24 protein-coding genes are annotated in these 22,345 nt (G+C 48.2%); 7 read left to right on the top strand and 17 right to left on the bottom strand.

The window, feature by feature from the left end:
* Window positions 1-120: 120 nt before the first annotated feature.
* Complete coding sequence (locus LJ658_RS15805) at window positions 121-2,673, top strand: phosphocholine-specific phospholipase C (RefSeq protein WP_230547503.1); 2,553 nt, start codon at window positions 121-123, stop codon at window positions 2,671-2,673.
* Here LJ658_RS15805 and LJ658_RS15800 read toward each other — a convergent pair.
* The 7 genes from LJ658_RS15800 to LJ658_RS15770 all read right to left on the bottom strand — a co-directional run bounded on the left by LJ658_RS15800 (window position 2,670) and on the right by LJ658_RS15770 (window position 7,203).
* Window positions 2,670-3,479, bottom strand: a complete 810-nt coding sequence (locus tag LJ658_RS15800; RefSeq protein ID WP_230547502.1) for a DUF72 domain-containing protein — start codon at window positions 3,477-3,479, stop codon at window positions 2,670-2,672. The genes LJ658_RS15805 and LJ658_RS15800 overlap by 4 nt on opposite strands.
* A 169-nt stretch (window positions 3,480-3,648) precedes the next feature.
* Entirely contained in the window at window positions 3,649-4,017 is a 369-nt protein-coding gene (locus LJ658_RS15795; RefSeq protein ID WP_230547501.1) for a response regulator, read from the bottom strand.
* A 302-nt stretch (window positions 4,018-4,319) separates the two neighbouring features.
* Window positions 4,320-4,505, bottom strand: a complete 186-nt coding sequence (locus tag LJ658_RS15790) for a hypothetical protein (protein ID WP_230547500.1) — start codon at window positions 4,503-4,505, stop codon at window positions 4,320-4,322.
* 132 nt (window positions 4,506-4,637) lie between these two features.
* Window positions 4,638-5,471 (bottom strand): universal stress protein, encoded by an 834-nt coding sequence (locus tag LJ658_RS15785; RefSeq protein ID WP_230547499.1) that lies wholly within the window; start codon window positions 5,469-5,471, stop codon window positions 4,638-4,640.
* 3 nt (window positions 5,472-5,474) lie between these two features.
* The gene (locus LJ658_RS15780) at window positions 5,475-5,996 is read right to left on the bottom strand and encodes a hypothetical protein (RefSeq protein ID WP_230547498.1); all 522 of its coding nucleotides are present in this window, start codon (window positions 5,994-5,996) and stop codon (window positions 5,475-5,477) included.
* Complete coding sequence (locus tag LJ658_RS15775; protein WP_230547497.1) at window positions 5,971-6,480, bottom strand: hypothetical protein; 510 nt, start codon at window positions 6,478-6,480, stop codon at window positions 5,971-5,973. The genes LJ658_RS15780 and LJ658_RS15775 overlap by 26 nt, the downstream gene beginning before the upstream one ends.
* A 54-nt stretch (window positions 6,481-6,534) precedes the next feature.
* Window positions 6,535-7,203, bottom strand: a complete 669-nt coding sequence (locus LJ658_RS15770) for a BON domain-containing protein (protein WP_230547496.1) — start codon at window positions 7,201-7,203, stop codon at window positions 6,535-6,537.
* A 208-nt stretch (window positions 7,204-7,411) separates the two neighbouring features.
* Here LJ658_RS15770 and cfa point away from each other — a divergent pair, with 208 nt between their 5' ends.
* Window positions 7,412-8,569 (top strand): cyclopropane fatty acyl phospholipid synthase, encoded by a 1,158-nt coding sequence (cfa, locus tag LJ658_RS15765; RefSeq protein ID WP_230547495.1) that lies wholly within the window; start codon window positions 7,412-7,414, stop codon window positions 8,567-8,569.
* 63 nt (window positions 8,570-8,632) lie between these two features.
* On the opposite strand, the gene LJ658_RS15760 is transcribed toward cfa, so the two are convergent.
* Window positions 8,633-10,333, bottom strand: a complete 1,701-nt coding sequence (locus LJ658_RS15760; protein ID WP_230547494.1) for an HAD-IIB family hydrolase — start codon at window positions 10,331-10,333, stop codon at window positions 8,633-8,635.
* A gap of 226 nt (window positions 10,334-10,559) precedes the next feature.
* A complete protein-coding gene (locus tag LJ658_RS15755; protein ID WP_230547493.1) occupies window positions 10,560-11,255 on the bottom strand; it encodes a CHAD domain-containing protein in 696 nt (231 codons plus the stop codon).
* Between the two features lie 176 nt (window positions 11,256-11,431).
* Between LJ658_RS15755 and LJ658_RS15750 the strand changes: the two genes are divergently transcribed.
* Together LJ658_RS15750 and LJ658_RS15745 are read left to right on the top strand one after the other, a co-directional pair.
* Window positions 11,432-11,956 carry a flavodoxin domain-containing protein gene (locus LJ658_RS15750; protein WP_230547492.1) on the top strand — a complete coding sequence of 175 codons (525 nt, stop codon included), beginning with the start codon at window positions 11,432-11,434 and terminating at the stop codon, window positions 11,954-11,956.
* On the top strand, window positions 11,950-12,402 hold the full coding sequence (locus LJ658_RS15745; RefSeq protein WP_230547491.1) for a pyridoxamine 5'-phosphate oxidase family protein: 453 nt from the start codon (window positions 11,950-11,952) through the stop codon (window positions 12,400-12,402). The genes LJ658_RS15750 and LJ658_RS15745 overlap by 7 nt, the downstream gene beginning before the upstream one ends.
* Here the strand turns inward: LJ658_RS15745 and LJ658_RS15740 are convergent.
* Together LJ658_RS15740 and LJ658_RS15735 are read right to left on the bottom strand one after the other, a co-directional pair.
* Window positions 12,399-13,052: a nitroreductase gene (locus tag LJ658_RS15740; RefSeq protein WP_230547490.1), complete on the bottom strand. Its 654-nt coding sequence runs from the start codon at window positions 13,050-13,052 to the stop codon at window positions 12,399-12,401. The two genes, LJ658_RS15745 and LJ658_RS15740, sit on opposite strands and share 4 nt — an antisense overlap.
* 28 nt (window positions 13,053-13,080) lie before the next feature.
* The gene (locus LJ658_RS15735; protein WP_230547489.1) at window positions 13,081-13,704 is read right to left on the bottom strand and encodes a hypothetical protein; all 624 of its coding nucleotides are present in this window, start codon (window positions 13,702-13,704) and stop codon (window positions 13,081-13,083) included.
* Window positions 13,705-14,030: 326 nt separating this feature from the next.
* Here LJ658_RS15735 and LJ658_RS15730 point away from each other — a divergent pair, with 326 nt between their 5' ends.
* A complete protein-coding gene (locus tag LJ658_RS15730) occupies window positions 14,031-15,008 on the top strand; it encodes a 1-phosphofructokinase family hexose kinase (RefSeq protein ID WP_230547488.1) in 978 nt (325 codons plus the stop codon).
* Between the two features lie 14 nt (window positions 15,009-15,022).
* On the opposite strand, the gene LJ658_RS15725 is transcribed toward LJ658_RS15730, so the two are convergent.
* The 6 genes from LJ658_RS15725 to LJ658_RS15700 all read right to left on the bottom strand — a co-directional run bounded on the left by LJ658_RS15725 (window position 15,023) and on the right by LJ658_RS15700 (window position 19,927).
* Entirely contained in the window at window positions 15,023-15,694 is a 672-nt protein-coding gene (locus LJ658_RS15725; RefSeq protein ID WP_230547487.1) for a DUF998 domain-containing protein, read from the bottom strand.
* Window positions 15,691-17,103, bottom strand: a complete 1,413-nt coding sequence (locus LJ658_RS15720) for an alpha/beta fold hydrolase (RefSeq protein ID WP_230547486.1) — start codon at window positions 17,101-17,103, stop codon at window positions 15,691-15,693. Before LJ658_RS15720 ends, LJ658_RS15725 begins: the two co-directional genes overlap by 4 nt.
* 110 nt (window positions 17,104-17,213) lie before the next feature.
* Window positions 17,214-17,654: an Hsp20/alpha crystallin family protein gene (locus tag LJ658_RS15715; RefSeq protein WP_230547485.1), complete on the bottom strand. Its 441-nt coding sequence runs from the start codon at window positions 17,652-17,654 to the stop codon at window positions 17,214-17,216.
* A gap of 146 nt (window positions 17,655-17,800) precedes the next feature.
* Complete coding sequence (locus tag LJ658_RS15710) at window positions 17,801-18,550, bottom strand: SDR family NAD(P)-dependent oxidoreductase (RefSeq protein WP_230547484.1); 750 nt, start codon at window positions 18,548-18,550, stop codon at window positions 17,801-17,803.
* Window positions 18,551-18,741: 191 nt separating this feature from the next.
* Window positions 18,742-19,050, bottom strand: coding sequence for a hypothetical protein (locus LJ658_RS15705; protein WP_230547483.1), 309 nt, complete (start codon window positions 19,048-19,050; stop codon window positions 18,742-18,744).
* 118 nt (window positions 19,051-19,168) lie between these two features.
* The gene (locus LJ658_RS15700; RefSeq protein ID WP_230547482.1) at window positions 19,169-19,927 is read right to left on the bottom strand and encodes an SDR family oxidoreductase; all 759 of its coding nucleotides are present in this window, start codon (window positions 19,925-19,927) and stop codon (window positions 19,169-19,171) included.
* Window positions 19,928-20,083: 156 nt separating this feature from the next.
* Here LJ658_RS15700 and LJ658_RS15695 point away from each other — a divergent pair, with 156 nt between their 5' ends.
* Window positions 20,084-21,403, top strand: coding sequence for a TolC family protein (locus tag LJ658_RS15695; RefSeq protein ID WP_230547481.1), 1,320 nt, complete (start codon window positions 20,084-20,086; stop codon window positions 21,401-21,403).
* A complete protein-coding gene (locus tag LJ658_RS15690; RefSeq protein ID WP_230547480.1) occupies window positions 21,403-22,344 on the top strand; it encodes an HlyD family secretion protein in 942 nt (313 codons plus the stop codon). Before LJ658_RS15695 ends, LJ658_RS15690 begins: the two co-directional genes overlap by 1 nt.
* Window position 22,345 lies beyond the last annotated feature (1 nt).

Here is a 22,345-nt window from a genome sequence, read left to right as displayed (position 1 = left end):
AATCTTAACTTAAAGATAACATCAAATCACTTTGAAATTTTTAACTTCTATTTATAATTACTAATGATATTGGGCGCTTTGTTTATGGCGTTTAAAAGAAATGCATTAGCTTTAACATCAATGGATAGCAGAAGAGATTTTATAAAAAAGGCGGCATTGTTAACCGGTGCCACCAGCCTAGCCGGCACCTTGCCGGCATCAATAGCAAAGGCGATGACCATTAACGCGGCCGAGGGCAGTACTTACCTTGATGCCGAGCATGTGGTTATTTTGATGCAGGAAAACCGCTCATTTGATCATGCTTTTGGTACCCTGCGTGGCGTACGTGGTTATAATGACCCGCGTGCCATACAACTGGCCGATAAAAACCCGGTGTGGCTGCAAACCAATGCTAAGGGCGAAACTTATGCACCTTTTCATTTAGACATAAAAAACACCAAAGCCACCTGGATGCACTCGCTACCGCACTCATGGGCCAACCAGGTAAATGCCCGTAATGATGGCAGGCATGATAAATGGCTTGACGAAAAACACTCGGGCGATAAAGATTATAAAAATATGCCGCTTACCCTGGGCTATCATAACCGCGATGATATACCGTTTTATTATGCGCTGGCTGATGCCTTTACGATATGCGATCAGCACTTTTGCTCATCATTAACAGGTACCAACCCCAACAGACTTTACTTTTGGACGGGCACCATCCGCGAAGAGCAGAATGAAGCCTCAAGAGCGAATGTATGGAATGAGGATATGGATTATGGTACCCTGAACTGGGCTACTTTCCCCGAGCGGCTGGAAGATCATGATATAGCCTGGAAATGCTACCAGAATGAAATGAGCATTGATGTTGGCTTTACCGGCGAGGAGGATGCCTGGTTATCTAATTACCAGGATAACCCGCTGGAGTTTTTCTCGCAATACAATATCCATCTGCATCCAAAACATGTTGAACATTTAAAAAAGATGCTGCCCGTTTTAAATAACGATATCACTGATCTGCAAAAACAAATAGCCGCGCTACCGTCCACAGAAAGCGGCCTTGGCCTGAAGAAAAAATTAGAGCAAAAGCAGGAGGAACAAAAAGGTATTAAAGCCAGGCTGGATAAAATTGAAAGCCGCACATTTGATGATTTGACCGCCCGCGAGCAAAGCATTCATAAAAAAGCGTTTGATGTTAACTACGGCGACTCCGATCATGGTAAACTTACCGAACTTACCTATGATGACAACGGTGTAAAACGCACGATGCAGGTGCCTAAAGGCGATGTGCTGCACCAGTTTAGGGAAGATGTGAAAACAGGTAAGTTGCCTACGGTATCATGGCTTTCGGCACCCGAGAATTTTTCTGATCACCCATCAGCACCGTGGTATGGGGCCTGGTATGTGTCTGAAGTGCTGGATATTTTGACCCAGGATCCGGAGGTATGGAAAAAGACTATTTTTATTGTAACCTATGATGAGAATGACGGTTACTTTGACCACGTGCCGCCCTATACAGCGCCACACCCGCATAAAGAGGGTACCGGCAAAGTATCGCGGGGGATAGATACCCGGACAGAATATGTTACGCTTGACCAGGAACTGGCGCGCCATGATTTCCCTGCAAAATATGACCGGGAATGTGCCATTGGCTTAGGCTTCAGAGTACCCATGATCGTGGCATCGCCATGGACCAAGGGCGGCTGGGTAAACTCTGAGGTTTGCGATCATACCTCAACTCTGCAGTTCTTAGAAAAATTCCTGTCGCACAAAACCGGTAAAAAAATAACAGAACCTAATATATCAGATTGGCGGCGTACGGTTTGCAGCGACCTGACCTCGGTTTTCAGACCCTATGAGGCAAAAGCCTCCGGCCTGCCCCAATTTATTGCTAAGGATAGCTTTTTGGAGGGCATCCACAAGGCGAAGTTTAAGCGTGTGCCTGCAAACTTTAAGTTATTAACTAAAGATGAAGTGGCTCAAATTAATCAACATCCACATCAATCACCCTTGCTGCCAAAGCAGGAAAGCGGTATTAAACCGTCATGCGCATTGCCGTATCAGCTTTATGCCGATGGTAAATTGAATGCGGATAAAACTGCGTTTGAGCTGAACCTAAGATCGGCCGATGAACTGTTTGGTAAGGCCGCCGCCGGATCACCATTTATAGTTTACGCTCCGGGCAATCATAAAGCCTTAAACGGTGACCAATTTGAGCCATTACGGAACTGGAACTACGCCATAAAACCGGGCGATAGCCTAACGGATGCATGGCCGGTTGATGCGTTTGAGGGTGGTAATTATCATTTACGGTTATATGGACCAAATGGCTTTTACCGCGAGTTTAAGGGTAACCAAACCGACCCGGACATTGAAACAGAATTAACGTATCAACGCAACCGCCTAAACAAAAAATTATTGACCGGTAATATTGTGTTAAATATAAAAAACTTAAGTAAAAAGGCACATCAAATAACCCTGACAGACAATGTCTATAAAACAGGCCCGCATACAAAAAATGTACTGGCAGGAACACCCTCGGCCTTTATAATTGATCTGTCAAAAAGCCTGGGCTGGTATGATTTTACCTTAAGGGCGGAAGGGGCCAATGGCTTCGAAAAAAGATTTGCAGGCAGGGTAGAAACCGGCAAAGCCGGCCATACAGATCCGTTTATGGGCAGGATAATTTAGTTATTGTTTAAATATTGCTGTAAGGTAAACAGGTTATTCAAAGCATCGCCGGCAGTGTTATTAAAGTAAACATATACAGTTTTGCCCTCGGCCTGCCATTCATGGATATAAGTTGCATATTCGGCTAAAAACTGGTCGCTGTAGCTGTCTTTATAGCGGCCGCCGGGTCCGTGAAAACGGATATACATCAAATCATCGGCAGTGCTTATCATTGGTGTGGTTGATGCGGGCATATCCTGTATAACCAGCGCGGCATTAAACTCTTCCAGTATTTTATAAACCTCATCATTATACCATGACCGGTGCCTAAACTCAACAGCCAATGGCCAATCGGTACCTATTGTAGCCAATAAACTCACCAGGCGCGGCATGGCGCTAATAGTCAAACTTGGCGGAAACTGGACCAATAAACTGCCTTTCCTGTCATCGGCTTCATTAATGGTACGCATAAACTTAGTTACATCATCGGGGTTAAAATCAAGTTGTTTATTATGGGTAATGCCCTTCCAAAGTTTAAAGGTGAATTTGAAATTTTCAGGTACATCTGCCGCCCATTTGCCTACGGTTTTAGGTAATGGCAGTTTGTAAAATGAGCTGTTAATTTCTAAACTGTTAAACAGCTTAGCGTAATAAGCCAACCGGCTATGGCCGGCAAATTCGGGCGGGAAGTCGCGTTTTGGAATAGGCACCAGCAAACCGCTCGTGCCTGTATAAATGGGCGGGATAGTCATTATTACTCCTTCATCCGCTAAATTACAAGTACGTATTACTTCCATCAGGTTGATATTATAAACCACGGATGACATACATAAATCATGCCTTTAATTACGGCCGCCTTTGCATGGTCGTCGTTTTGCGTTCCTTATCCGGCCAGTAAGCATTCATTAGGTTATAGATTAATTGGAAGCATTGGTACAATCAAGCCGTCTTGGGAGTGTTGGAACTGATGTGACGTCTGCCCGAAGCTGCGACGGATTATTCAGATGGGAGGCATTGCGCAATAACCGCGAAGAGTTCTTCCGGCTCAAAAGGTTTTCGAATATAAGCATTCGCGCCAAGGTCCAGGCCCTTTTTCATTTCGGTCCGCTCGGCATTAGCGGTCAGGAAAACAAACGGTGTATCAGCGGTTCGCGGGTCTGACCGCAGGGCTTCGAAAACCTCATAGCCGTTGGTGCCTGGCATCAGCACATCGCAAAGGATCAAATCGGCTATTACTTCTTTTGCCCGGGTCACGCCTATCTCGCCATCATCGGCGGTAATCACCTGGTAACCTTCCAGTTCAAGCAATTCACAGGTATTTTCCCGGATATCTTCATTGTCTTCGATCAACAGAATTTTTTTCATGGCTCAGGTTTGTGGTAGATAAAAAAAATCAATTCCGGAACGGCAAATATGTTTTCGACACAGCAATTTGCCGGTCAACCACGGCCCGAACTATTTAATAGCTGTGATCCCGGTGACGGCATACTGAAATACAGCGTAAAAGCCGCCAAAAGTTCGGAATTCTAAGGTTGTTAGCTCATCATCAGGCTGTTACTATCAAAATTAAAAAAAATATTTTCATATTTTTGCATGTTTTGCATAATATTTAATAAATTTTAATTAGAGGTAATAAACAGCCGGGTGAGGCTGGTATTGCTGTCTGTTCACTTGTTTAAAAACTCCAGTAGTTTATAAATAAGTATAGCGGGCCATACCAGGGCTTTCGCAAAACCCAACAATCCTTCGCCAAACGTATGGGCATGCTGAAGGTAATAAATAAGGGCGCCTATAAAAGCCATTCCGTAAATGGCTGACTGTGGATTGTTCATTTTTTTCAGTTTATCTTTCATGATGGTTGCTGGACTTTTATCCCTACCGGTAAACCTTCAGACTGGCCAGCACCATCAATAATACCAGGATGGTGACCAGTCCGATTGTGATCCACAAACTAAGATCAGTATTTCTGTACTTTCTGATCATGGCTAATGATGGGTTATAAATAAAGGCAGGCCGTTAACCTTGAGGAGCGACTCGGCCGTGCTATGCCTGAAAAAGTTAGACAGCCGGCTGCGACCATAAGCGCCCATAACAACAAAAGCATCTTTTTCCCGTAAAAGGAGATCAAACAGTTCGTTATCTGGTTTGCCGGCCAGGTCATGGAATGCGATTTCGGGGTAATAGGCTTTAAGATACTCGTATATTTTTTCCTTATCCTCTGCTTTAAAATCAGCGTTTTCATTGGCCTGCAGGACAGTGATCTTTTTGTCCCTGAGTTCAGGAAAAAGATAAGTGAATTGTTTGATAGCGAAGACGGAAGACTGCTGGCCGTCATACGCCAGGTACAGCGTTTTAATCTCATCAAAATAATAGGGCGAAATAATTACCGGGCATTCGGCACGGGCCAGTATTTCCCGGACGAATGCGGAAGGCTGCTCAAGCGGTGAAGTTGAAAAAGCGGAAGGAGCGATCACCAGCATATCCGCAAAGCGGCTTTCGGTAATCAGTGCTTCCAGCGGCCGGTCGTCATCCCGCCGGATGTTGTAAGCCACGCGCCCTTCGCAGATACTTTCAAACGAACGGATATTTTCTTCGCAGGCCTGTTCGCGGAAACGGGTTTCGGGTAGCTCGCGGGTATCTATGGTTTCGACATAAACATTACCATAGGCAAACTTCACACCGGGGGGTTCTTCTGCCGGAGTGTTTTTCAGGAAGACACCGGTCAGTGCCGACCCGGTCAGCTGCGCTAAATAGCAGCCGAATTCAAGGCTTTTCTGATCTAGCTTTGTGGCATCGATCGCTAATAATATTTTTCTCATGACTCATTTTTTACGCGTTAACAATTGATAAGCCTGCCCCGACCATAGTGGCGCGCCGGCTTTAGGCATGATCTTCCAGGCGGCGAAGGCCACGATCAGCGGGAACGGGAAAGCGGCCCCAAACCCCAAAGGGGCAATAGCCAGCAGGAAGATAATAACCCCGGTACAAGCAGCTTTTACCCAAATCCCCCGATACAACAAACCCAAAGCTATGAGCCCCTGGGCCACCGCGATGGTGCTTACCATCGGGGTAATGTGCCGGCCGAACCAACCCCTGATGAAGGCGCCGTACCAGACAGCATACCGGCTGTAGCCCAGGTACATTTCTGGGTTTTTATGGCAGGTATGATAATTTGTCCAGGCCGCCCAGCCAAAAAGCAGTACCAGCGCCAGCCTGGCCACTCCGGGTCTCCGGAAAGCGGCCCAAAGGATTAGCAGCCCCACGAAATTTGAAAACCCATAGGCAACCAATAGCAGCGGGGAGTGTTGTGAATCCATATTACCTGTCAAATTCTCCCAGTTCATTGGTAGTGACCCTGATTCGCTTATCTCCGTTTTCCAGGACCAGCTTGTATTTCTTTTTGGCGCCGTTATCATTAAAATAGTTCACCAGGTAAGCGTCTTTAGAGATGGACCATTGCGGGAACCTTTTTTCAACTGCTTCTCTGATCGCCCGGGGCAGTTTGGTGTTTTTGAAATTTTCGGCAGTGCGTAAAAGTTTCCCATCCTTATCATAAGTGGCCAGTATCGTACCATCAGGGATGTAGAAGGATACAAAGTAGGTATCGAAAACATCCTCATAGAAGTCGGCTTTTTTAACATCGTAGGTGGCAGCCAGGCGTTCCAGCATTCTAACCGGCTGGGGTAGTTCTTTGTTGTCTACTGCATTAAGATACTTATAAGTGGTGGCTACAACGTTCACTTCGGGCAGGGTAATCTGCGCCAGCGATGGCAGTGCATAGCCCAGCAATGCCAAACTGAAAACGGGTATTAATATCAATTTTTTCATGATTTTAGTTTTATCAGTTATAGCAAGCGCTGCCCTTTAAGACAGCGCCAGCGGTTAATAAACAAGTTCAGGTTCTTCGATCTCGAGTCTGTTAAGAACATGGTACACGCCGGGAGCTGCCCAGGCGGCATCTTCGGCATCTTCGCTTTCTGCAAATGATCTTACTTTACCGGTAAGGGTTACTGTACTGCCGCTAACGGTTACATTAACTTTGCCTGCATCAATGCTGGCGCTGCGTTGAAAAGCCGCGCTAATTTTTTGTTCCAGCTCAATAGGAGAAATTTTTGGTTTCACGGTGATCAGGTTGGCTACCGAGCGCACACCGGTTAGATTTTGGACCGCTGTACGGGCGCTTACGCGCTGATATTCCCATTCCACTTCGCCTTCCATGGTTACGATACCATTCTCAACTTTTATTTTGACTTTTTCTTCAGGTACGGCTGAATGCCATTTAAGTGCGTTTAGTACCGCTTCGGCAATCTCTGCATCTGTTTTACGATAAACTGGCGACACTCCTATCTGGATATCTTCGGCAATCGCTTTAACGCCGGCCACATTTTTCGCGGCACGCTCAGCCGATAGTTTTTTAGAAAAAGAATCTACCATACCCGAAAGAGTGACGATACCGTTCTTTACGGCCACGCCGATTTCAGATGAATTTAAAAATGGCTGCCATTTCAGTTCATCCATCACGTCTTTTTGAATTTGACTGTCTGTTTTCATAATTTTAATGATTAAATAAAAGAATGTAGATTTAATACCCCAAAGGACCTGAAAAGCCATGTCATGTGCCATGATCCCGGTCAGCGCCCAATATGATCCCCATCACCGGAGCAACCGGTTTGATCAGCCGGGCTTATGACCTTGATCATTCTACCCTTGCGTGGCTGTTAAGTTATTTTACTGTAGCGGACATCTTAAATGAAACAACATGGACACCTATTCTTTTTCTTTAATGCCGGATTCGCCAAGGCCCGGGTATGAACAGCAATTCATTGGCGAACTATTGGCCAAAGCCGACATCCGCCTGAACGGGACAGAACCCTGGGATATCCGGGTTAACGACCATCGTTTTTATTCCAGCGTGCTCAGGGACGGCTCGCTTGGCCTGGGCGAATCTTATATGGCAGGGTTCTGGGATTCGCCGTCGCCTGATACAACTTTATACAAACTACTAAGCGCTGACCTTGAAACCCGGGTGGGCCGCAGTTTAAAGATAATGTTATACCGGCTGGCGGGCCGGTTGTTTAATGGTCAGTCCCTTAAACAGGTTCGTCGTGACGTTCCCCGGCATTATGATCTGGGTAACGATCTTTTTGCGATGATGCTTGACGAGCGGATGATTTACTCGTGTGCTTACTGGCAGGGCGCGCGGACGCTGGAAGAGGCTCAGGAAAAAAAGCTGGATCTGATTTGCCGAAAGCTGCATTTGGAAAGGGGGCAACGGCTGCTGGATATTGGCTGCGGCTGGGGAGGCCTGGCCGGCTATGCGGCAGAAAAGTACGGGGTTGAAGTTGTGGGGATTACCTTATCTGAAGAACAGGCCAGGCTGGCACGCGAACGCCATGCGCATTTACCCGTGACGATCTGCCTGCAGGATTACCGCAACCTGACAGGGCAGTTTGACCGCGTAGTTTCTGTGGGTATGATGGAACATGTCGGGTATAAAAATTATCGCCGGTATATGCAGGTGGTGCATCAGGCCTTAAAAGCGGACGGCCTTTTCCTCCTGCATTGCATTGGCTCGGACACCTCCGTCAACCGCACCGATCCCTGGATCAACCGGTACATTTTTCCTAATGGTATGATGCCTTCGCTCCGGCAGATCGCAGCCGCTGCGGAAGGTTTATGGGTGATGGAGGACTGGCATAACTTTGGAACTGATTACGACCTGACCCTGATGGAATGGCGCCGGCGCTTTAACGCGGCATGGCCGGCGCTCAAAGCTGCTTATAGCGAGACCTTTTATCGCATGTGGGATTATTACCTGTGCTGCAGCGCGGCGTCTTTCCGGGCAAAAAAGAACAAACTCTGGCAGATGGTTTTTTCAAAACCGGGGAATCACAGAATTTATACACCGGTAAGGTAGGCAGCATATCGGGGCGAAGGGAGTGCCCGGTACTAAATTCCGGGTTTTGGTACAGGCTGATAATCACGCCGGCGCGGTATAACGTTCCAGAATGGCATGAAAGATAGCTTGTCTTGAGCCTTCAGCATTTAGTCCCTGGTCTTCAATATGTGCCGCAGCCATAGCTAGTTTTTCATCCTTTACAGCATAACGGAACCATTTGGAATAATCGTGCCGGTGGAGATGGAACAGCCAGGTTTCATCATCAATGCCGCGGCCTATTTGGATAAAAAGCATCAGGTTATTGGCTTTCAGGTTTAAACGCCGGGATGGCCCGGTAAAAAAAAAGCTGTTTTCATGCATGTCGCCCGAAGCGTATTTACGTTTATGGCGCATCAGCACCCGCGATGGCATATCCCCACGAGCCAGTCGTGCGGTGGTATTGCCTTGCTGCCAAACCAGTATATCGCCTTTCTGGAACACAAGGTTGTCTGGCAGAACAATCTGCGCCTCAGTCAGGCTTGAAAATGCCTGCATTGCCTGGTCAGGCGCTTCGCCCATTAGCAATGCAATATTTACCCGCCTTAAAAAATCAGAGCACAGCAGGCGGGGTTGGGTGGTAACGGCAAAGAAATTAGTAAAATCATCGGGCATGTTATAATAACAGGCCGCGTAGGCCGCGGGTAAAAGATGGTGCGCCTCGTCCAAAATTAAAAAATGGGGATGACCAGTCCTGGTTCGCAGGTCAATGATCGCTGTTAATAGTCTCCTGAAAAAATCCGGGCGCTCCTCCAGTGCAATGGCCAGGATGCATACGGCTATATTCTCTTCCGGCTGGGCCAGCAGGTCAATAATGTGGTCGATAGCCGGCGGCTGAATGCTGTTGCCAATATTAATTACCCCCGGAAAATCCTGATAATCACCTTCCGGGTCGATCAGGCAGAATTGGTATTGTTTGGCAATTAGCTTTTCCATAAAAGCTGCAGTCAGGGTTGTTTTACCAAAACCGGAAGGCCCGGCAAGTAATACTTTGCTGCCATAAGGGCTGATCATCAGCGGAGAAGTATTCATTTCCAGTCCGATCTCCAGATAGTGCCGTGACAATTGCTGGTCCAGTCCCGCCAGGTCATCATCAATCAGCCGGTTAATCAGCTCGGTTACGCCTTCGCCGGCCGGTTGCCCGGTTGTCCAGTCGGCCACGGCCTTTACCGCCGGCAGGGCGTTGCTAACGGCGATAGCGCATTCGGCGGCTTGCAGCATTGCATTATCATTTTCGGCATCGCCAATGGCGACTACATTGTGCAGGCATTGTTCCAGTTCCTTGAGTGCCTCGCGCAGGCCGGTAGCCTTATTAACCGCGGGCGGCAACACCATTACCGCGCCTTTATTAAAAATGAGCTGGTACTCGGCGCCGGTTTCTTTGATCGCCTCGAGCACGGCATGGTGGTGCGGCTCCCAGGTTGCCACAATGACGTGACCAGCCGAAAAAGGAACGTTTTTGCGGCGCAGGCAATCCAGGAAGTTTTCCGGCGGCCTTTCGCCCAGTAATTTCAGCTCCAGTGTTGCCGGCTGGTAAATTAGCGCGCCGTTTTCCGCGACAATGCGGTCAAATATAGGATATTCGGGAAAAACGGATTTTAATTCTTCCAGTTGCCGCCCTGTTACCAGTATCAGCTTGCGTCCGGTGGCTTTGAGCCTGGCCAGCGCCTGGAGGCTCAGTGGCGTTACATGGTCATTGCTCGCTAGTGTTCCGTCATAATCGGTCGTGAAAATTAGATAACGCATGAGCTTTTACTTGATGGCTGTCAGATTGCCCGCTTAGGAAACAGGAAGAAAACGAGTAGCAATAAAATGATTAGTACAATAGTGATCAGGGCAGTCAGATAACTATGTTTTCTGGTCCAGGTGAGCTGCCGTTTTTGTTGCTGGGTAACAGTTGTCCGTTTCATGGTTTGGATAGCTTATTTAAAGCGAATTTCACTATTGTGGTTACGCTGCACCATGATTGCAGTCAGGATAAGGCATGATCCTGATCAGGCTGTCCAAGTGCGCGTTCATAAAAGTTGCGGGTTAACTCATTGGTAACCCTGATGGTATTGGCCGTAAGTGTACCGGCCAGCCAGTGATCGTGCCAGTTGCCAATCGCCTCCTGCAAGTGGTCCAGGTAAGCGGTATCCAGACTGAACAAGAGTTTATCATGGATCAGCGGGTAATTATATAACAGTACTTTGATCCGCTTGCGGCATTCATGCAACTGCCCAGCTGATGGCTGCTTTGCCAGTCCGGCCGCGATCTGGTGGAGTTGATTTTCGTAAAATTGTTGTAGCGTTTTATTGTTCATGGGCCTTAGTTTGTTTTTCAGCATGCGGCGCACTTTAACGATGCTTTCCTGATATTCTTCGGCGTGTTTCCGGAAATTTCGTGCGGCTTCATCCGCAGACCGGCGCCTTTGTGTCAGCTTGCCGCTGATATAGGCGTTACGGACTTCGCCGGCCTGTTTGAAAACTTTTTTAACGGGCTTGAAGGCGGGGGTAAGTTCTGCATCGCTGCTATGGTCCGATAAGGTAAAAAAGGCCTGTAATTTTTTGACCTGTACCCTGAACTGGTGCAAATCCTCCTGGTTCTTTTTTTTTAAATAGGTTTTCAGGTATCTTTCCATCACCTTCCATTCCTTTTTAAGGTATTTACGCGCCTTCTTCTTTTTCATAGTTTGGAGCTATCAGGCTAAAGAGTAATGCCGGCCAACAAATATCAATTGCCCTTCCAAAGATATCCGGCTCACGCCGGCAGATAAAGGATGCCCGTCATGTTACCGGGTGACCGCCGTCATTCCGCGGGCCGCGGCGGTGCTTTATTTTTGCAGTTGAACCATTTAGAAATGTTATGAAGGGGATCATTATTTACCAGGGCAGGTACGGCGCAACCGATCAATACGCTCATTGGCTGGCAGATGCGCTGGGGTTGCCCCTGCTCAGGGTGGAAAGCGCGACGCCAGCTACATTGGCCGGCTATGATCTGATTATCCTGGGCAGTTCGGTTTATGTAGGGAAGCTGCTGATTGCCAAATGGATTGACCAAAATGCCGGTTTACTGGCCGAGAAAAAAGTTTTCCTCTTTATCGTTTGCGGAACAACGTCGGATGATTCCATTCAGCAACAACAGCTTATTCATAACAACCTCGGCCGCGCGATCAGCAGGTCTATCACGTGGTTCTTTTTGCCTGGCAGATGCATTATCTCCAAATTATCATGGAAAGACCGTTTGGTGTTGAAAATTGGTGCCTGGTTTGAAAAAAATCCGAAAAAGAAAAGGGTCATGAAGCAGGGTTTTGATGAACTGGATAGACGACACCTGGATAAACTCATTGCCGCGGTAAGGGCCACGCTAAAGGAGACTGCCGTATGTTAGGGGAACTGAACGATGAGCAGATCGAAGCGTTGCTTAAAAGGCAGGTTATCGGGCGGGTTGCCTGTACGGAGCACGACCTGCCCTATATTGTGCCGGTTAACTACGTCTACAATGGCAGGGAGATCATCTGCCATAGCACCCCCGGTAAAAAGATAGATATGATGCGGAAGAATCCCAGGGTCTGTTTCCAGGTCGACGAGATCCATAGCATTTTTAAGTGGCAGAGTGTGGTTGCCTGGGGTAGGTTTGAGGAAATTACCGACATTGGAGGGAAAGAAAGAGCCATGACCACCATTATTCACCGTTTGATGCCTTTTGCCGAGAAACCGGTTGACCATCCGTCGCATGCGCTGGCGGAGCACGAAGCCGACATTGGCACACGACTGGACCTCATTGTTTACAGGATCGTATTGGTTACCCGGACCGGGCGGTTTGAGCACCGTTAGTTACAGCCCGGTTCGGGGTCATCAACATAAACAACATTATCTTTGATCCGTTTATGCGCTTTAGGCGTCTCATCACCATATCCGATGATCAGCGCCAGGAAAACTTGTTCCGGGTAAGGGATACGGAGTTTATAAAAGATAGGCGTATGTTCTACCGCTTTTCCTGCGCCCAGCGGGCAGCTGTCCAAGCCAAGGGCTTTGGCGGCCAGCATCATGTTTTGGGCGCACATACAGGTATCATAACAGGCCCAGGGCTCGTCTTTTGGGGCGGTGATAAAAATAACCACCGGCGCACCATAAAATATATCAGGGGCTTTTAAAAAGTCGCTATAATACAGATTATACAGGGCGCCCATAGCCAGTTTGGCTATTCCCACCGCACCCTCATGTACCATTTCTTTCGCCAGCGTTTTGATGATCGCTTTAGAAAATTCCCGGATCGATTCCCGTCTGGTCAATACATAAAACTTCCAGGGTTGTTTAATCATAGCCGTTGGCGCCATACGTCCTGCGTCTATAATCTGTTCGATCAGTTCACGCTCAACGGGACGGTCCTGATACTGTCGCACCGAACGGCGTGCGTAAATATTTTGGATAGCCGCGGGCATTGTTTTCATTGGCGGTTTGGTTATTGTTGTTGTTTTCATCATTATTTCTGTTTGGTAATAGGGTTAATAATCAGTTAATTTTGAGTTCATTTCTGAAATACAGCGCCAATAACAACATGGAGCCGGGCGCTGTAATGAGCCATGGCGCACCGATAAGCAGTATGCCGGTTGAGAAATGCGGGTAAAAATAAGCGACCGCGATGAGCGGTACCACCAACCCGTTAGCCAGCAGGAAACGCCGCAGCCAACGGGACGGGCCATCTTTTTTTAAAGCGAAAGCCGCCAGGAAGGTTGCGATGTCCATGCAGATATAACCCAGTGCGTCGATCGTCCAGAAAAAGGAGTGTGGTTTAACCGTGAGCAACGTTTCCTGCGGATCCTTTAGTGAAGCCGGGATTACTGTTGCCAATTGTACGCCGTACATCAGTATCACGTAGGCTGCGTAGAGTACGGTAAACAAAAGCGCCGCGTGGCTCCAGAAACGCTGTTCAGCCGGAACGTAGTAATGAAATGCCAGCATCGCCAGTAAAAAAGCCGGGGCAATGGCGAGTGAAAAACCATAAATAAGACGGGCGTCCAATGGATAAGTCAGTACCCCGGCAACCTGCAGGATCTGGATGATCCCGTAACCGCCTGCCGACAAAAAAGCTGCCAGTGCACTGTACATGCCCCATATTGCTACTTGTTTTTTCATAATATAAAATTACTGAGGCGCAGGTGTTACGCCATGATTGCCGTCACCCGGACAGGTGATATGGCGACCTCCGGGCACATTGGCTATTAAACAAAAATGAAAATATCAATAGGCTGTGCTGTTCTATTGGGTTTAAGGCGATGCTTATTTAGCATGATATGCCTGCAATCAATTAAAAGCATGACGATAGTCATGCCGGGCGCCCCCAGGTTTCGTTATGTTTGGAGATGAAAGGTTAATCAAAAAGAGGACGCCAGTACAAGCTAGATTGTTAACTATCGAAGAAAGTACGGCGTCTGATCTCAATATACTGATAACTAAATACGATGACTGCTATAGTAACTATAACTTTTAACCCCGCGCTGGATGTGAATACCTCTGTTCAGGACATGATGCCCGAAAAGAAATTAAAATGTTCAGATCCGGTGCATGAACCGGGAGGTGGGGGGATTAATGTTGCCAGGGCGATCAAAAAATTAGGCGGAGAAGCGCTTGCGGTTTATTTATCAGGCGGCGACGCAGGTAAAAAGATAACAGCATTATTAAGCGCGGAATCAGTCAGCTCACTGGTTATCCCAATCAAGGGTGTTACCAGGCAAAACCTGATCATTTTAGACAGGTCATCAAACGGGCAGTACCTTTTTGATATGCCGGGTCCGCTGGTCAGTGAAGCAGAGTGGCGCGGATGCCTTAACGCTGTCGATCAGATTTCCGGGATTGACTATCTCGTAGTCAGTGGCAGCTTACCCAACGGCGTCCGCCCGGACATATTTTTCGAACTGGCGGATATTGCCCGCCGTAAGCATGCAAAGCTGGTTGTTGATACGGCAGGGGAGGCGCTGCAGTTGGCCGTACGTGCAGGGGCTTATTTAGTAAAACCCAATTTAAAAGAATTGGGGCTCCTGGCCGGTGAGAGAAATATTACCGGCGAAAACGTTGCTGATGCCGCGCGCAAAGTATTGCAGGGCTCGGCCTGCCAGGTCATCGTCGTCTCTATGGGCAGTAAAGGCGCTTTACTGGTGACGAAGGATGAATGCGTGAAAGTAGTGCCTCCTGCGGTTACCCCCCTCAGTACAGTTGGCGCAGGCGATAGCCTGGTTGGGGGGCTGGTGCTTGCATTATCAAAGAATATGACGCTGGCCGATGCTGTGAAATTTGGCGTGGCCTGTGGTACTTCCGCGACTATCAGTCCGGGCGCCGAGCTATGCCGGAAAGTTGATGCAGATCGTTTATATAATATGATAAAGGATAAACCGGTCACTTCAATCTCATTGAACGGTGCACCTCACCAATTGGATTTATAAACACCGGGCGACGCTCAGGTCTTTTTTTTCGCCCATAGCAGGGCCAATGCCAAAACGATTATCCAAACAAGGAATACCCCGATATTAATCCGTTCCCAGACCCCGATGAGTGGTGTGTGCTGGTTCCTGGCGATAAGTGGCGCCTCCAGGAAGGTAAGTATACCGAACAGCATCAGCACAATAAAAGTAGCAATGGAATACCAGCGGAAAGCCTTGCCCAATGCGGCTGCGGCAAAGCCAAGCGCCAGCAGGTAAAGTATCTCGGTCACGGCACCGAGGGCAATATGCAAGGTATCTGAGAAAGTAGCGCCGCCGGCTGCCAGGGTCGTGCGCAGGTGCATTGGGGCAAAAGGCCAGATCAGGCCAAGCGCGCCATAGGCCATCATCAAAATCCCGGCGATGCGCAGCCGGTGGTTCCCATTAGCCGCTCTGTATAGGCCCCAGGCAAAGGCGGTTACCAGTAATGTATATGGGCTGCACAGCCAAATCCATAGCGTCCTGGTAGGGGCGCCAACGGCGCAAAGTTCGCTGACCGTTTGCGTGGCTGAATTATATCCGGGCCAGTAACGGGGCACAACTATATTCAATCCTATGTAAAGCAGCGACGAAACGATACCGCAAATCAGTAGTATGTTAGTAAATCCGGTTTTACCGGAAGATCTGGCTGAGACAATAATTTTGCTCATAATGTTTCCTTTCTTAATTTATTCAACTGATCGCTCTCTTTGTTCCCCGATCTTGCCTCCGGGTTTTTAGTATATGAGCTGGCTTGCAGGGCCAGAAAACGTTCTATATCATAGAACGCAGTATGCGCTGAGGGGGAGACAACAGGCAGTATAAGATCAAAAGCATGATCTGCCTGAGGTATAACGTGCAGAATGACCGGCACTTTTGCCTTGACTAACCGTCGGTACAGCAAACGGGTTGCGCTTACCGGCGCCATGATATCCTGTCCTCCCTGTATCAGCAGGGTAGGCGGACAACCCTGATGTATGTGACTGTCCGGAGAAAATAATATATAAGTTTCGGGGCACTCATCCGGGTGCCCGCCTAACAGCGGGGCCAACGCGCCTGCGTCTTTAAGGCCTTTATCAAACCCGAGGCGATGGTAACTTTTACCCATTCTTTTTTTTAACCATCCGGGCATTTGCGCCGGGGCCGTTCTCTTCGGCTTGCCCTGAACCGGGCGGGTAGTAAGATGCTGGTTGGTATGAAAATACATGGCCTTTAAGTCGGCCGGGCCATATAGGGAGATTACCCCGCACACACTGAGATCCTTTTCGTCCAATTCACGAGGGGTGAACATTGGGTCATTCGCGGTATAAGCTGCCAGTAGTGCGAGGTGCCCGCCTGCCGAACCCCCGCCCAAAACGATCCTGTCGGGCCGGACTGCGTATTTTTCGCAATTTTCTTTTAACCAGCCAATTGCCCGTTTAACATCGTTCACCATCTCCATCATGTCCGCCTCAGGAGCAAGCCGGTAGGCCACATCCATAATCACATGTCCCTGTGCTGCCAGATGTTTGAAAAGCGGGCGTGTACCTGTGTCTTTGTCTAAAAGGTACCAGGCGCTGCCGTGCAGATAAATAAAAGCTAAGCCGGAAGGAGCAATGTTTTTTGATGGCTGCCAAATGTCACATAACAGGTTGCGGCCGGTGCCCGGAATGCTGGCGTATGTGATGTTTGGTATAAGGCGGGGAGCAGGGACTGCCGGTAACTTTAATATTGCCGGGCTGGAAAGAAAATAAGGCCTTTGGCCGGGGTCGATAGCATTTTCCCAATCACGGCCAAAGGCCCTTTCAAAATTAATAGAAATCCTGGGCGGTCGGGTCACCATGAATAGATGCAGGCAAAAGATCAAAATATTATAAATCCCGATCCAGGCAATAAGGTTTGATCCTGTGGCCACGCCAACGATGGCAGCCAGCACGCCTATCAAAACAAATAACGGGGATAATGCAGCGACGAGCAGCTTTAAGATCCAAAGAAACGGTGCCGGCCAACGCAACTGCACCAATAGCAGTATGCTCAACATAGCTACCATTACTCCCGATAAGCCAGTAATGATTTGAAGTATTGATTTTAGAACTTCCATTTAATCCGGTGTCTATTTAATAACAAATGCATCAGTATTGCAGACCTGGCTTGTCAGGAAATCAGCATAGACCCCGTAAAGCGGGAGTCTATGCTGATCTATAAATCAACTTAATTTACCGCAATATGTTTTGCAGAAGGGCTTTTGGTCTTGTGGTTATGTGGCACCGTGATCTTCAGCACCCCATCTTCATATTTGGCTGTTATTTTCTCCTTGTCAGCTCCTTCGGGAAGAGTAAAGCTGCGGCTGAAAGATGAATAGTTATATTCCTTGCGGGTATACTTTTCTTCTTTTTCTTCCTTGCTTTCTTCTTTTTCGCTGCTGATTGTTAATATATTCTCATCCACATCGATCTTAAAGTCTTCTTTTTTTAAGCCGGGCGCTGACATGGATACAAGATAGCGATCCTTGTGGTCGGTAATGTTTACCGCAGGTACTTTCAGTTCTTTTCTAAACAGGCGGCCTTCAAATAACTCATTCCACGGTTTAAGAAGATCTTCGAACAAGGCCGGCACGGTGTCGGTAAGTTTGGTTACTGCTTGCGTTTTCATGCTTTCTGATTTTAAATGAATAATTTTAGGCTAAAGTAAACCTGTCCGGCCGGCGTATGAAGGATCCCGGTCACCTGAATACATGATCTGTATCAGGTATATTAAACCAGCAACAGCGACCCCTAAATGGCGGCGCTTAAAACAGATCACTGCGCCAAATAACCACCGTCGACATTATAATAGGAGCCCGTAACAAAAGACGCTTTATCTGAGTTAAGCCAGAGCGCCAGTTCTGCCACTTCTTCGGGCTGGCCCAACCTGCCCATGGGATGCAGGCCCTTTATCAGGGTCATTGTATTTTCATCCAGCACGTTTAGCAACGGGGTCAGGATATAGCCCGGACCTACGGCGTTTATCCGTATCCCTTTATCGGCATATTCCAGCGCTGCGGCCTCTGTTAAACCAATAACACCATGCTTGGCTGCAACATAGGCAGGTGATCCTTTGGTGCCAACTTTGCCCAATATCGATGCCATATTTACAATGCTGCCGCCGCCGGAGGATATCATGGCCGGGATCTGGTAGTGTAGTCCGTAAAATATCCCGGACAGGTTGACCGCGATCACTTTGTCCCAACCGTCAAGCGGGTATTCGCCGACCGTGTTTAAGGGGCCGCCGATCCCGGCGTTGTTAACAGCAATATGCAATCCGCCAAATTGCCGGACAGTTTGATTAACCAGCATCTGATGTTCGGCCGGTATTGCCGTATCCGCCTTGACGAAGATGGCATCGTCGCCGTTGGCTGTAATCGCAGCAACAGTTTCCTTCCCACCTTTTTCATCGATGTCGGACACTACGACTTTTGCGCCTGCTGACGCGTATAAAATGGCGATGGCTTTACCTATGCCTGAACCGCCGCCGGTGACCAGCGCCACCTTATTTTCTAAACTTTTCATAAAGATCATTTAATGGTTATTCGTTTGTAAAGGTACCGGTTCCCGTAAGCGCAATAATGTCCGGGATCAGTTGTAGAGATGATCTTCAGCTATTTTTTATAATTGTTTATGATGGCAATTCCCATTTTCACCCCGGAGGATTTCTCTTGCCGTTTACAGCTCTTTTAGGCGGCCTTAGCTTATATATCCTCTTAATGTACGGCGGTCTTGCGCAGGCGTACCAGCGATTTGATGATCTCGCGGTTAATAAAGTCAAGTGAAGGATATTCCTGGTAGATTTTCTCGAACGAGGTGATGATCTCGCAGACCTCCTGCATCAGGTCGTCCTCCAGCGCAACACGGTTATCCAGTTGCCGGCAATCATTGAGCCCGACTGTTTTACTTAGGTAGTAACTTTTGTCATTGATCAGGATGCCATAGATCAAATGGTCAGGCGCTTGTTTAGTGATATGGACGATGGAAAGGAAGTAAGTCTGGTCGTTGGTCGCGATGGGAATCATACAGGATCGGATTAGTAGCTCTTAAATGCAAGTTAGCTAATCAGGCGGACAAACGGCTGATAATTGTTAGCTATGGTAACAACTATCAGGCTCTATTGCAGTCCGCAGAAAACAGGTGTCAATAGGCGGTCCAGCCACCATCGGCAGTCAGTACGGTTCCATTGATGAAGGCTGATTTTTCGGATGCCAGGAATACGGCCAGCTCTGCAATTGCTTCGGGGTTGGCTGCGGCCGGTGCGTTACCGGTCCCGGCGTTCATGCGTTCAAAGCCAAATGGCTGTGGCTCCATGCCGTATAAGATATTAGTATTGACCCCGCCCGGCGCTATAGCGTTGCAGCGAATATTTTTTTCGGCGTACTGGTAGCCGATGTTTTTGGTCAGACCAACGAGGGCATGTTTCGATGCCGTATAGGCGGCGCCGGCCCGGCCGCCGTATAGCCCGCCGATAGAGGCAATATTGATGATGGTCCCCGAGCCTTTTTTCAGAAAGAGTTGAACCGCTTCCCGGCAGGTAAAAAACGGTCCGTTGAGGTTGGTGCCGATCACTTTTTCCCATAATTCATCGCTAACTTCGGCCACGGGTGTGAAACTGTCCATTACGCCGGCGTTGTTGACAAGGATATCCAGCGTTTGGTAGGTTTTCTGTATATATTTCATCACCTGCTGTACATCAGCTTTAACGGCGATATCCGCCGCGATGCATGAAGCAGTACCACCTTTCGCGGTGATCTCAGTTACCACAGCTTCTATATTTTGCTGGTGAATATCGGTCAGCATCACTTTTGCGCCCTGATCGGCAAAAAACTCTGCAATTGTTTTACCTATCCCTGATCCTGCCCCGGTCACCAGAGTCACCTTGTGTGTTAACAGCTTCATAAATTTATCGATTTATTCTTGACAAAAATCACTTGCAGGCCAGATTTAAGGAATGACCGTGGTCATCTAAAAGTATGATCAGCGGCCTGGAAGATCATTTGCTAAACTGACCATCGTCATTTTGGGAGATTTAGTTTAATACCACTTTTATGGCGTATGAAAGTACCTCGGTTAAATAGAATATTTGCCCGGATGTTGGCGGGGTGGATGGCTATGATGATCTTCCCGGGCAGGCAGAGTGCCGGCGCCCAGGAAGTCAGGCCGCTAACGATTGCGGAGGCCTATCGGCTGGCGCGCGAAAATTACCCGCTCATCCGGCAGCGGGACCTGATCGCCAGGTCCGGCTCATACTCGGTAACCAACGCCGCCAGGGGCTACTTGCCGGTTGTGTCAGTTAACGGCCAGGCTACCTATCAATCCACCGTCACCAGTTTTCCATTTAGCATTCCAATACCGGGTTTTTCCGTGCCTAAATACAGCCGCGATCAATACAAAGCTTATGCCGAGCTTGACCAGGTGGTGTATGACGGCGGCCTGATCAGTAACCAGCGGCAAACGGCCCGGGCAAATGAAGAAATACAGCAGCAAAATCTGGAGGTAAATATATATGCTTTGTATGACCGGGTGAACCAGCTGTATTTTGGCGCATTGCTGATTGCTGAACAATTGAACCAAAACAACCTGTTAAAAAAGGATGTCCAGAACGGTATAGATAAGGCAAAGGCCATGGTGGCCGGAGGGACCGCTTACCGAAGTAGCGTGGATGAGCTGAGTGCGCAGCTATTACAGGCTGAACAGGCCCGTATTAGCCTGCGTGCTTTGCAAAAAGCTTACCTGGGTATGCTGAGTTTACTTATCAATGTTCCTTTGGATGAGCATTCGGTATTGGAAAGGCCGGTCCAGCCGGTGCTTTCCGACGATATCAACCGGCCTGAGATCCGGTATTATGAGGTGCAGAAAAAAATGGACGAGCTGCAGGAAGGATTACTTAAGGTTCAGTTACGGCCCAAGCTGGGCTTCTTCGTTCAGGAAGGCTATGGCCGCCCCGGCCTGAACATGTTAAGCAATGCTTTTTCCTGGTACTACATCGGCGGGCTGAGGCTAAGCTGGAACCTGGGGGGCTGGTATACCTTTAAAAATCAAAAGGAACTGTTAAAGATCCACCGCGAGACATTGGACATCCAGAAAGAAACCTTCCTTTTTAATACAGCGCTTACCCAGGAACAACAGCTGGCAGATATCGGTAAATACCGGGAACTGTTCCGGACGGACCAGGCGATCATCGCGCTGCGCGAGTCGGTCAAAAAAGCGGCGGCGGCCCAACTGGAGAACGGCGTCCTTAGCGCCCATGATTACCTAAGCCAGGTCAACGCCGAAGACCTGGCCCGCCAAAACCAAATTTTGCATGAGATTCAGCTTTTACAGGAAGCGTACAGTTATCAAAATACAACCGGAACCCTTCAAACGAACCCATAATGAAAACATCACTATACCTATTAGCCACCCTGCTGCTTACCGGATTAACCGGCTGCCATTTAAGTGACCAGTTATCAGACGCGTCCGGAACCTTTGAGGTAGATGAAGTCATAGTCTCTGCTGAAGTGCCGGGAAAGATCGTCGCTTTAAACATTGACGAAGGTTCCGTGCTTAAAAAAGATAGCGTAGTAGGCTTTATTGACGCCGTTCCGTTGGAATTGCAGAAAGCGCAGGTGGAGGCTACCATGCAGGCATTGCATCAAAAGACCATGGACGTAAGGCCCCAGATACAACTGCTTAAAGACCAGCTGGCGATATTGAACACGCAACTGGCAAATGCAATACGGGAAAGAAACCGTACAGAAAAACTGATCAAAGCGGATGCTGCAACCACCAAACAACTGGATGACTGGAATAACCAGATCGAGCTGATCCAAAAGCAGATCACCGTTAACCGGCAACAGATCAGGGTACAGCAAACGTCAACGGGTACGCAAAACAGCGCGGTGTTGAGTGAATACCAACCCTTGCGCCGCTCGGTAGCCCAGATTGACGATCAGTTAAAGCGAACCCATATTACTAACCCCGTAAATGGAACGGTGCTGACCAAATATGCAATGTCCGGCGAAGTAACCGCAACGGGCAAACCCCTATACAAAATAGGAGATCTTTCGGTGATTACCCTAAGGGCATATATTACCGGCGACCAACTGGCCAAGGTCAAGTTAAATCAGCGGGTAAAGGTGATGGTCGATAATGGATCGGGGGGCTACCGGAACTATACAGGTGTAGTTACCTGGATATCAGATAAAGCTGAGTTTACACCCAAAACCATCCAGACCAAAGATGAACGGGCCAACCTGGTATATGCAATTAAAGTACGGGTGAAAAATGATGGCTACCTGAAGATAGGGATGTATGGTGAAATTAAATTTAACTGAC

Source organism: Mucilaginibacter sp. UR6-11 (assembly GCF_020880695.1).
Lineage (GTDB): Bacteria > Bacteroidota > Bacteroidia > Sphingobacteriales > Sphingobacteriaceae > Mucilaginibacter.
This window is presented reverse-complemented; position numbering and strand designations above follow the sequence as displayed.

Excerpts from the sequence above, each read along its gene's own strand:
- LJ658_RS15805 (WP_230547503.1), top strand. The coding sequence starts at position 121 with ATGGATAGCAGAAGAGATTTTATAAAAAAGGCGGCATTGTTAACCGGT.
- LJ658_RS15800 (WP_230547502.1), bottom strand. The coding sequence starts at position 3,479 with ATGTCATCCGTGGTTTATAATATCAACCTGATGGAAGTAATACGTACT.
- LJ658_RS15795 (WP_230547501.1), bottom strand. The coding sequence starts at position 4,017 with ATGAAAAAAATTCTGTTGATCGAAGACAATGAAGATATCCGGGAAAAT.
- LJ658_RS15790 (WP_230547500.1), bottom strand. The coding sequence starts at position 4,505 with ATGAAAGATAAACTGAAAAAAATGAACAATCCACAGTCAGCCATTTAC.
- LJ658_RS15785 (WP_230547499.1), bottom strand. The coding sequence starts at position 5,471 with ATGAGAAAAATATTATTAGCGATCGATGCCACAAAGCTAGATCAGAAA.
- LJ658_RS15780 (WP_230547498.1), bottom strand. The coding sequence starts at position 5,996 with ATGAACTGGGAGAATTTGACAGGTAATATGGATTCACAACACTCCCCG.
- LJ658_RS15775 (WP_230547497.1), bottom strand. The coding sequence starts at position 6,480 with ATGAAAAAATTGATATTAATACCCGTTTTCAGTTTGGCATTGCTGGGC.
- LJ658_RS15770 (WP_230547496.1), bottom strand. The coding sequence starts at position 7,203 with ATGAAAACAGACAGTCAAATTCAAAAAGACGTGATGGATGAACTGAAA.
- cfa (WP_230547495.1), top strand. The coding sequence starts at position 7,412 with ATGGACACCTATTCTTTTTCTTTAATGCCGGATTCGCCAAGGCCCGGG.
- LJ658_RS15760 (WP_230547494.1), bottom strand. The coding sequence starts at position 10,333 with ATGCGTTATCTAATTTTCACGACCGATTATGACGGAACACTAGCGAGC.
- LJ658_RS15755 (WP_230547493.1), bottom strand. The coding sequence starts at position 11,255 with ATGAAAAAGAAGAAGGCGCGTAAATACCTTAAAAAGGAATGGAAGGTG.
- LJ658_RS15750 (WP_230547492.1), top strand. The coding sequence starts at position 11,432 with ATGAAGGGGATCATTATTTACCAGGGCAGGTACGGCGCAACCGATCAA.
- LJ658_RS15745 (WP_230547491.1), top strand. The coding sequence starts at position 11,950 with ATGTTAGGGGAACTGAACGATGAGCAGATCGAAGCGTTGCTTAAAAGG.
- LJ658_RS15740 (WP_230547490.1), bottom strand. The coding sequence starts at position 13,052 with ATGATGAAAACAACAACAATAACCAAACCGCCAATGAAAACAATGCCC.
- LJ658_RS15735 (WP_230547489.1), bottom strand. The coding sequence starts at position 13,704 with ATGAAAAAACAAGTAGCAATATGGGGCATGTACAGTGCACTGGCAGCT.
- LJ658_RS15730 (WP_230547488.1), top strand. The coding sequence starts at position 14,031 with ATGACTGCTATAGTAACTATAACTTTTAACCCCGCGCTGGATGTGAAT.
- LJ658_RS15725 (WP_230547487.1), bottom strand. The coding sequence starts at position 15,694 with ATGAGCAAAATTATTGTCTCAGCCAGATCTTCCGGTAAAACCGGATTT.
- LJ658_RS15720 (WP_230547486.1), bottom strand. The coding sequence starts at position 17,103 with ATGGAAGTTCTAAAATCAATACTTCAAATCATTACTGGCTTATCGGGA.
- LJ658_RS15715 (WP_230547485.1), bottom strand. The coding sequence starts at position 17,654 with ATGAAAACGCAAGCAGTAACCAAACTTACCGACACCGTGCCGGCCTTG.
- LJ658_RS15710 (WP_230547484.1), bottom strand. The coding sequence starts at position 18,550 with ATGAAAAGTTTAGAAAATAAGGTGGCGCTGGTCACCGGCGGCGGTTCA.
- LJ658_RS15705 (WP_230547483.1), bottom strand. The coding sequence starts at position 19,050 with ATGATTCCCATCGCGACCAACGACCAGACTTACTTCCTTTCCATCGTC.
- LJ658_RS15700 (WP_230547482.1), bottom strand. The coding sequence starts at position 19,927 with ATGAAGCTGTTAACACACAAGGTGACTCTGGTGACCGGGGCAGGATCA.
- LJ658_RS15695 (WP_230547481.1), top strand. The coding sequence starts at position 20,084 with ATGAAAGTACCTCGGTTAAATAGAATATTTGCCCGGATGTTGGCGGGG.
- LJ658_RS15690 (WP_230547480.1), top strand. The coding sequence starts at position 21,403 with ATGAAAACATCACTATACCTATTAGCCACCCTGCTGCTTACCGGATTA.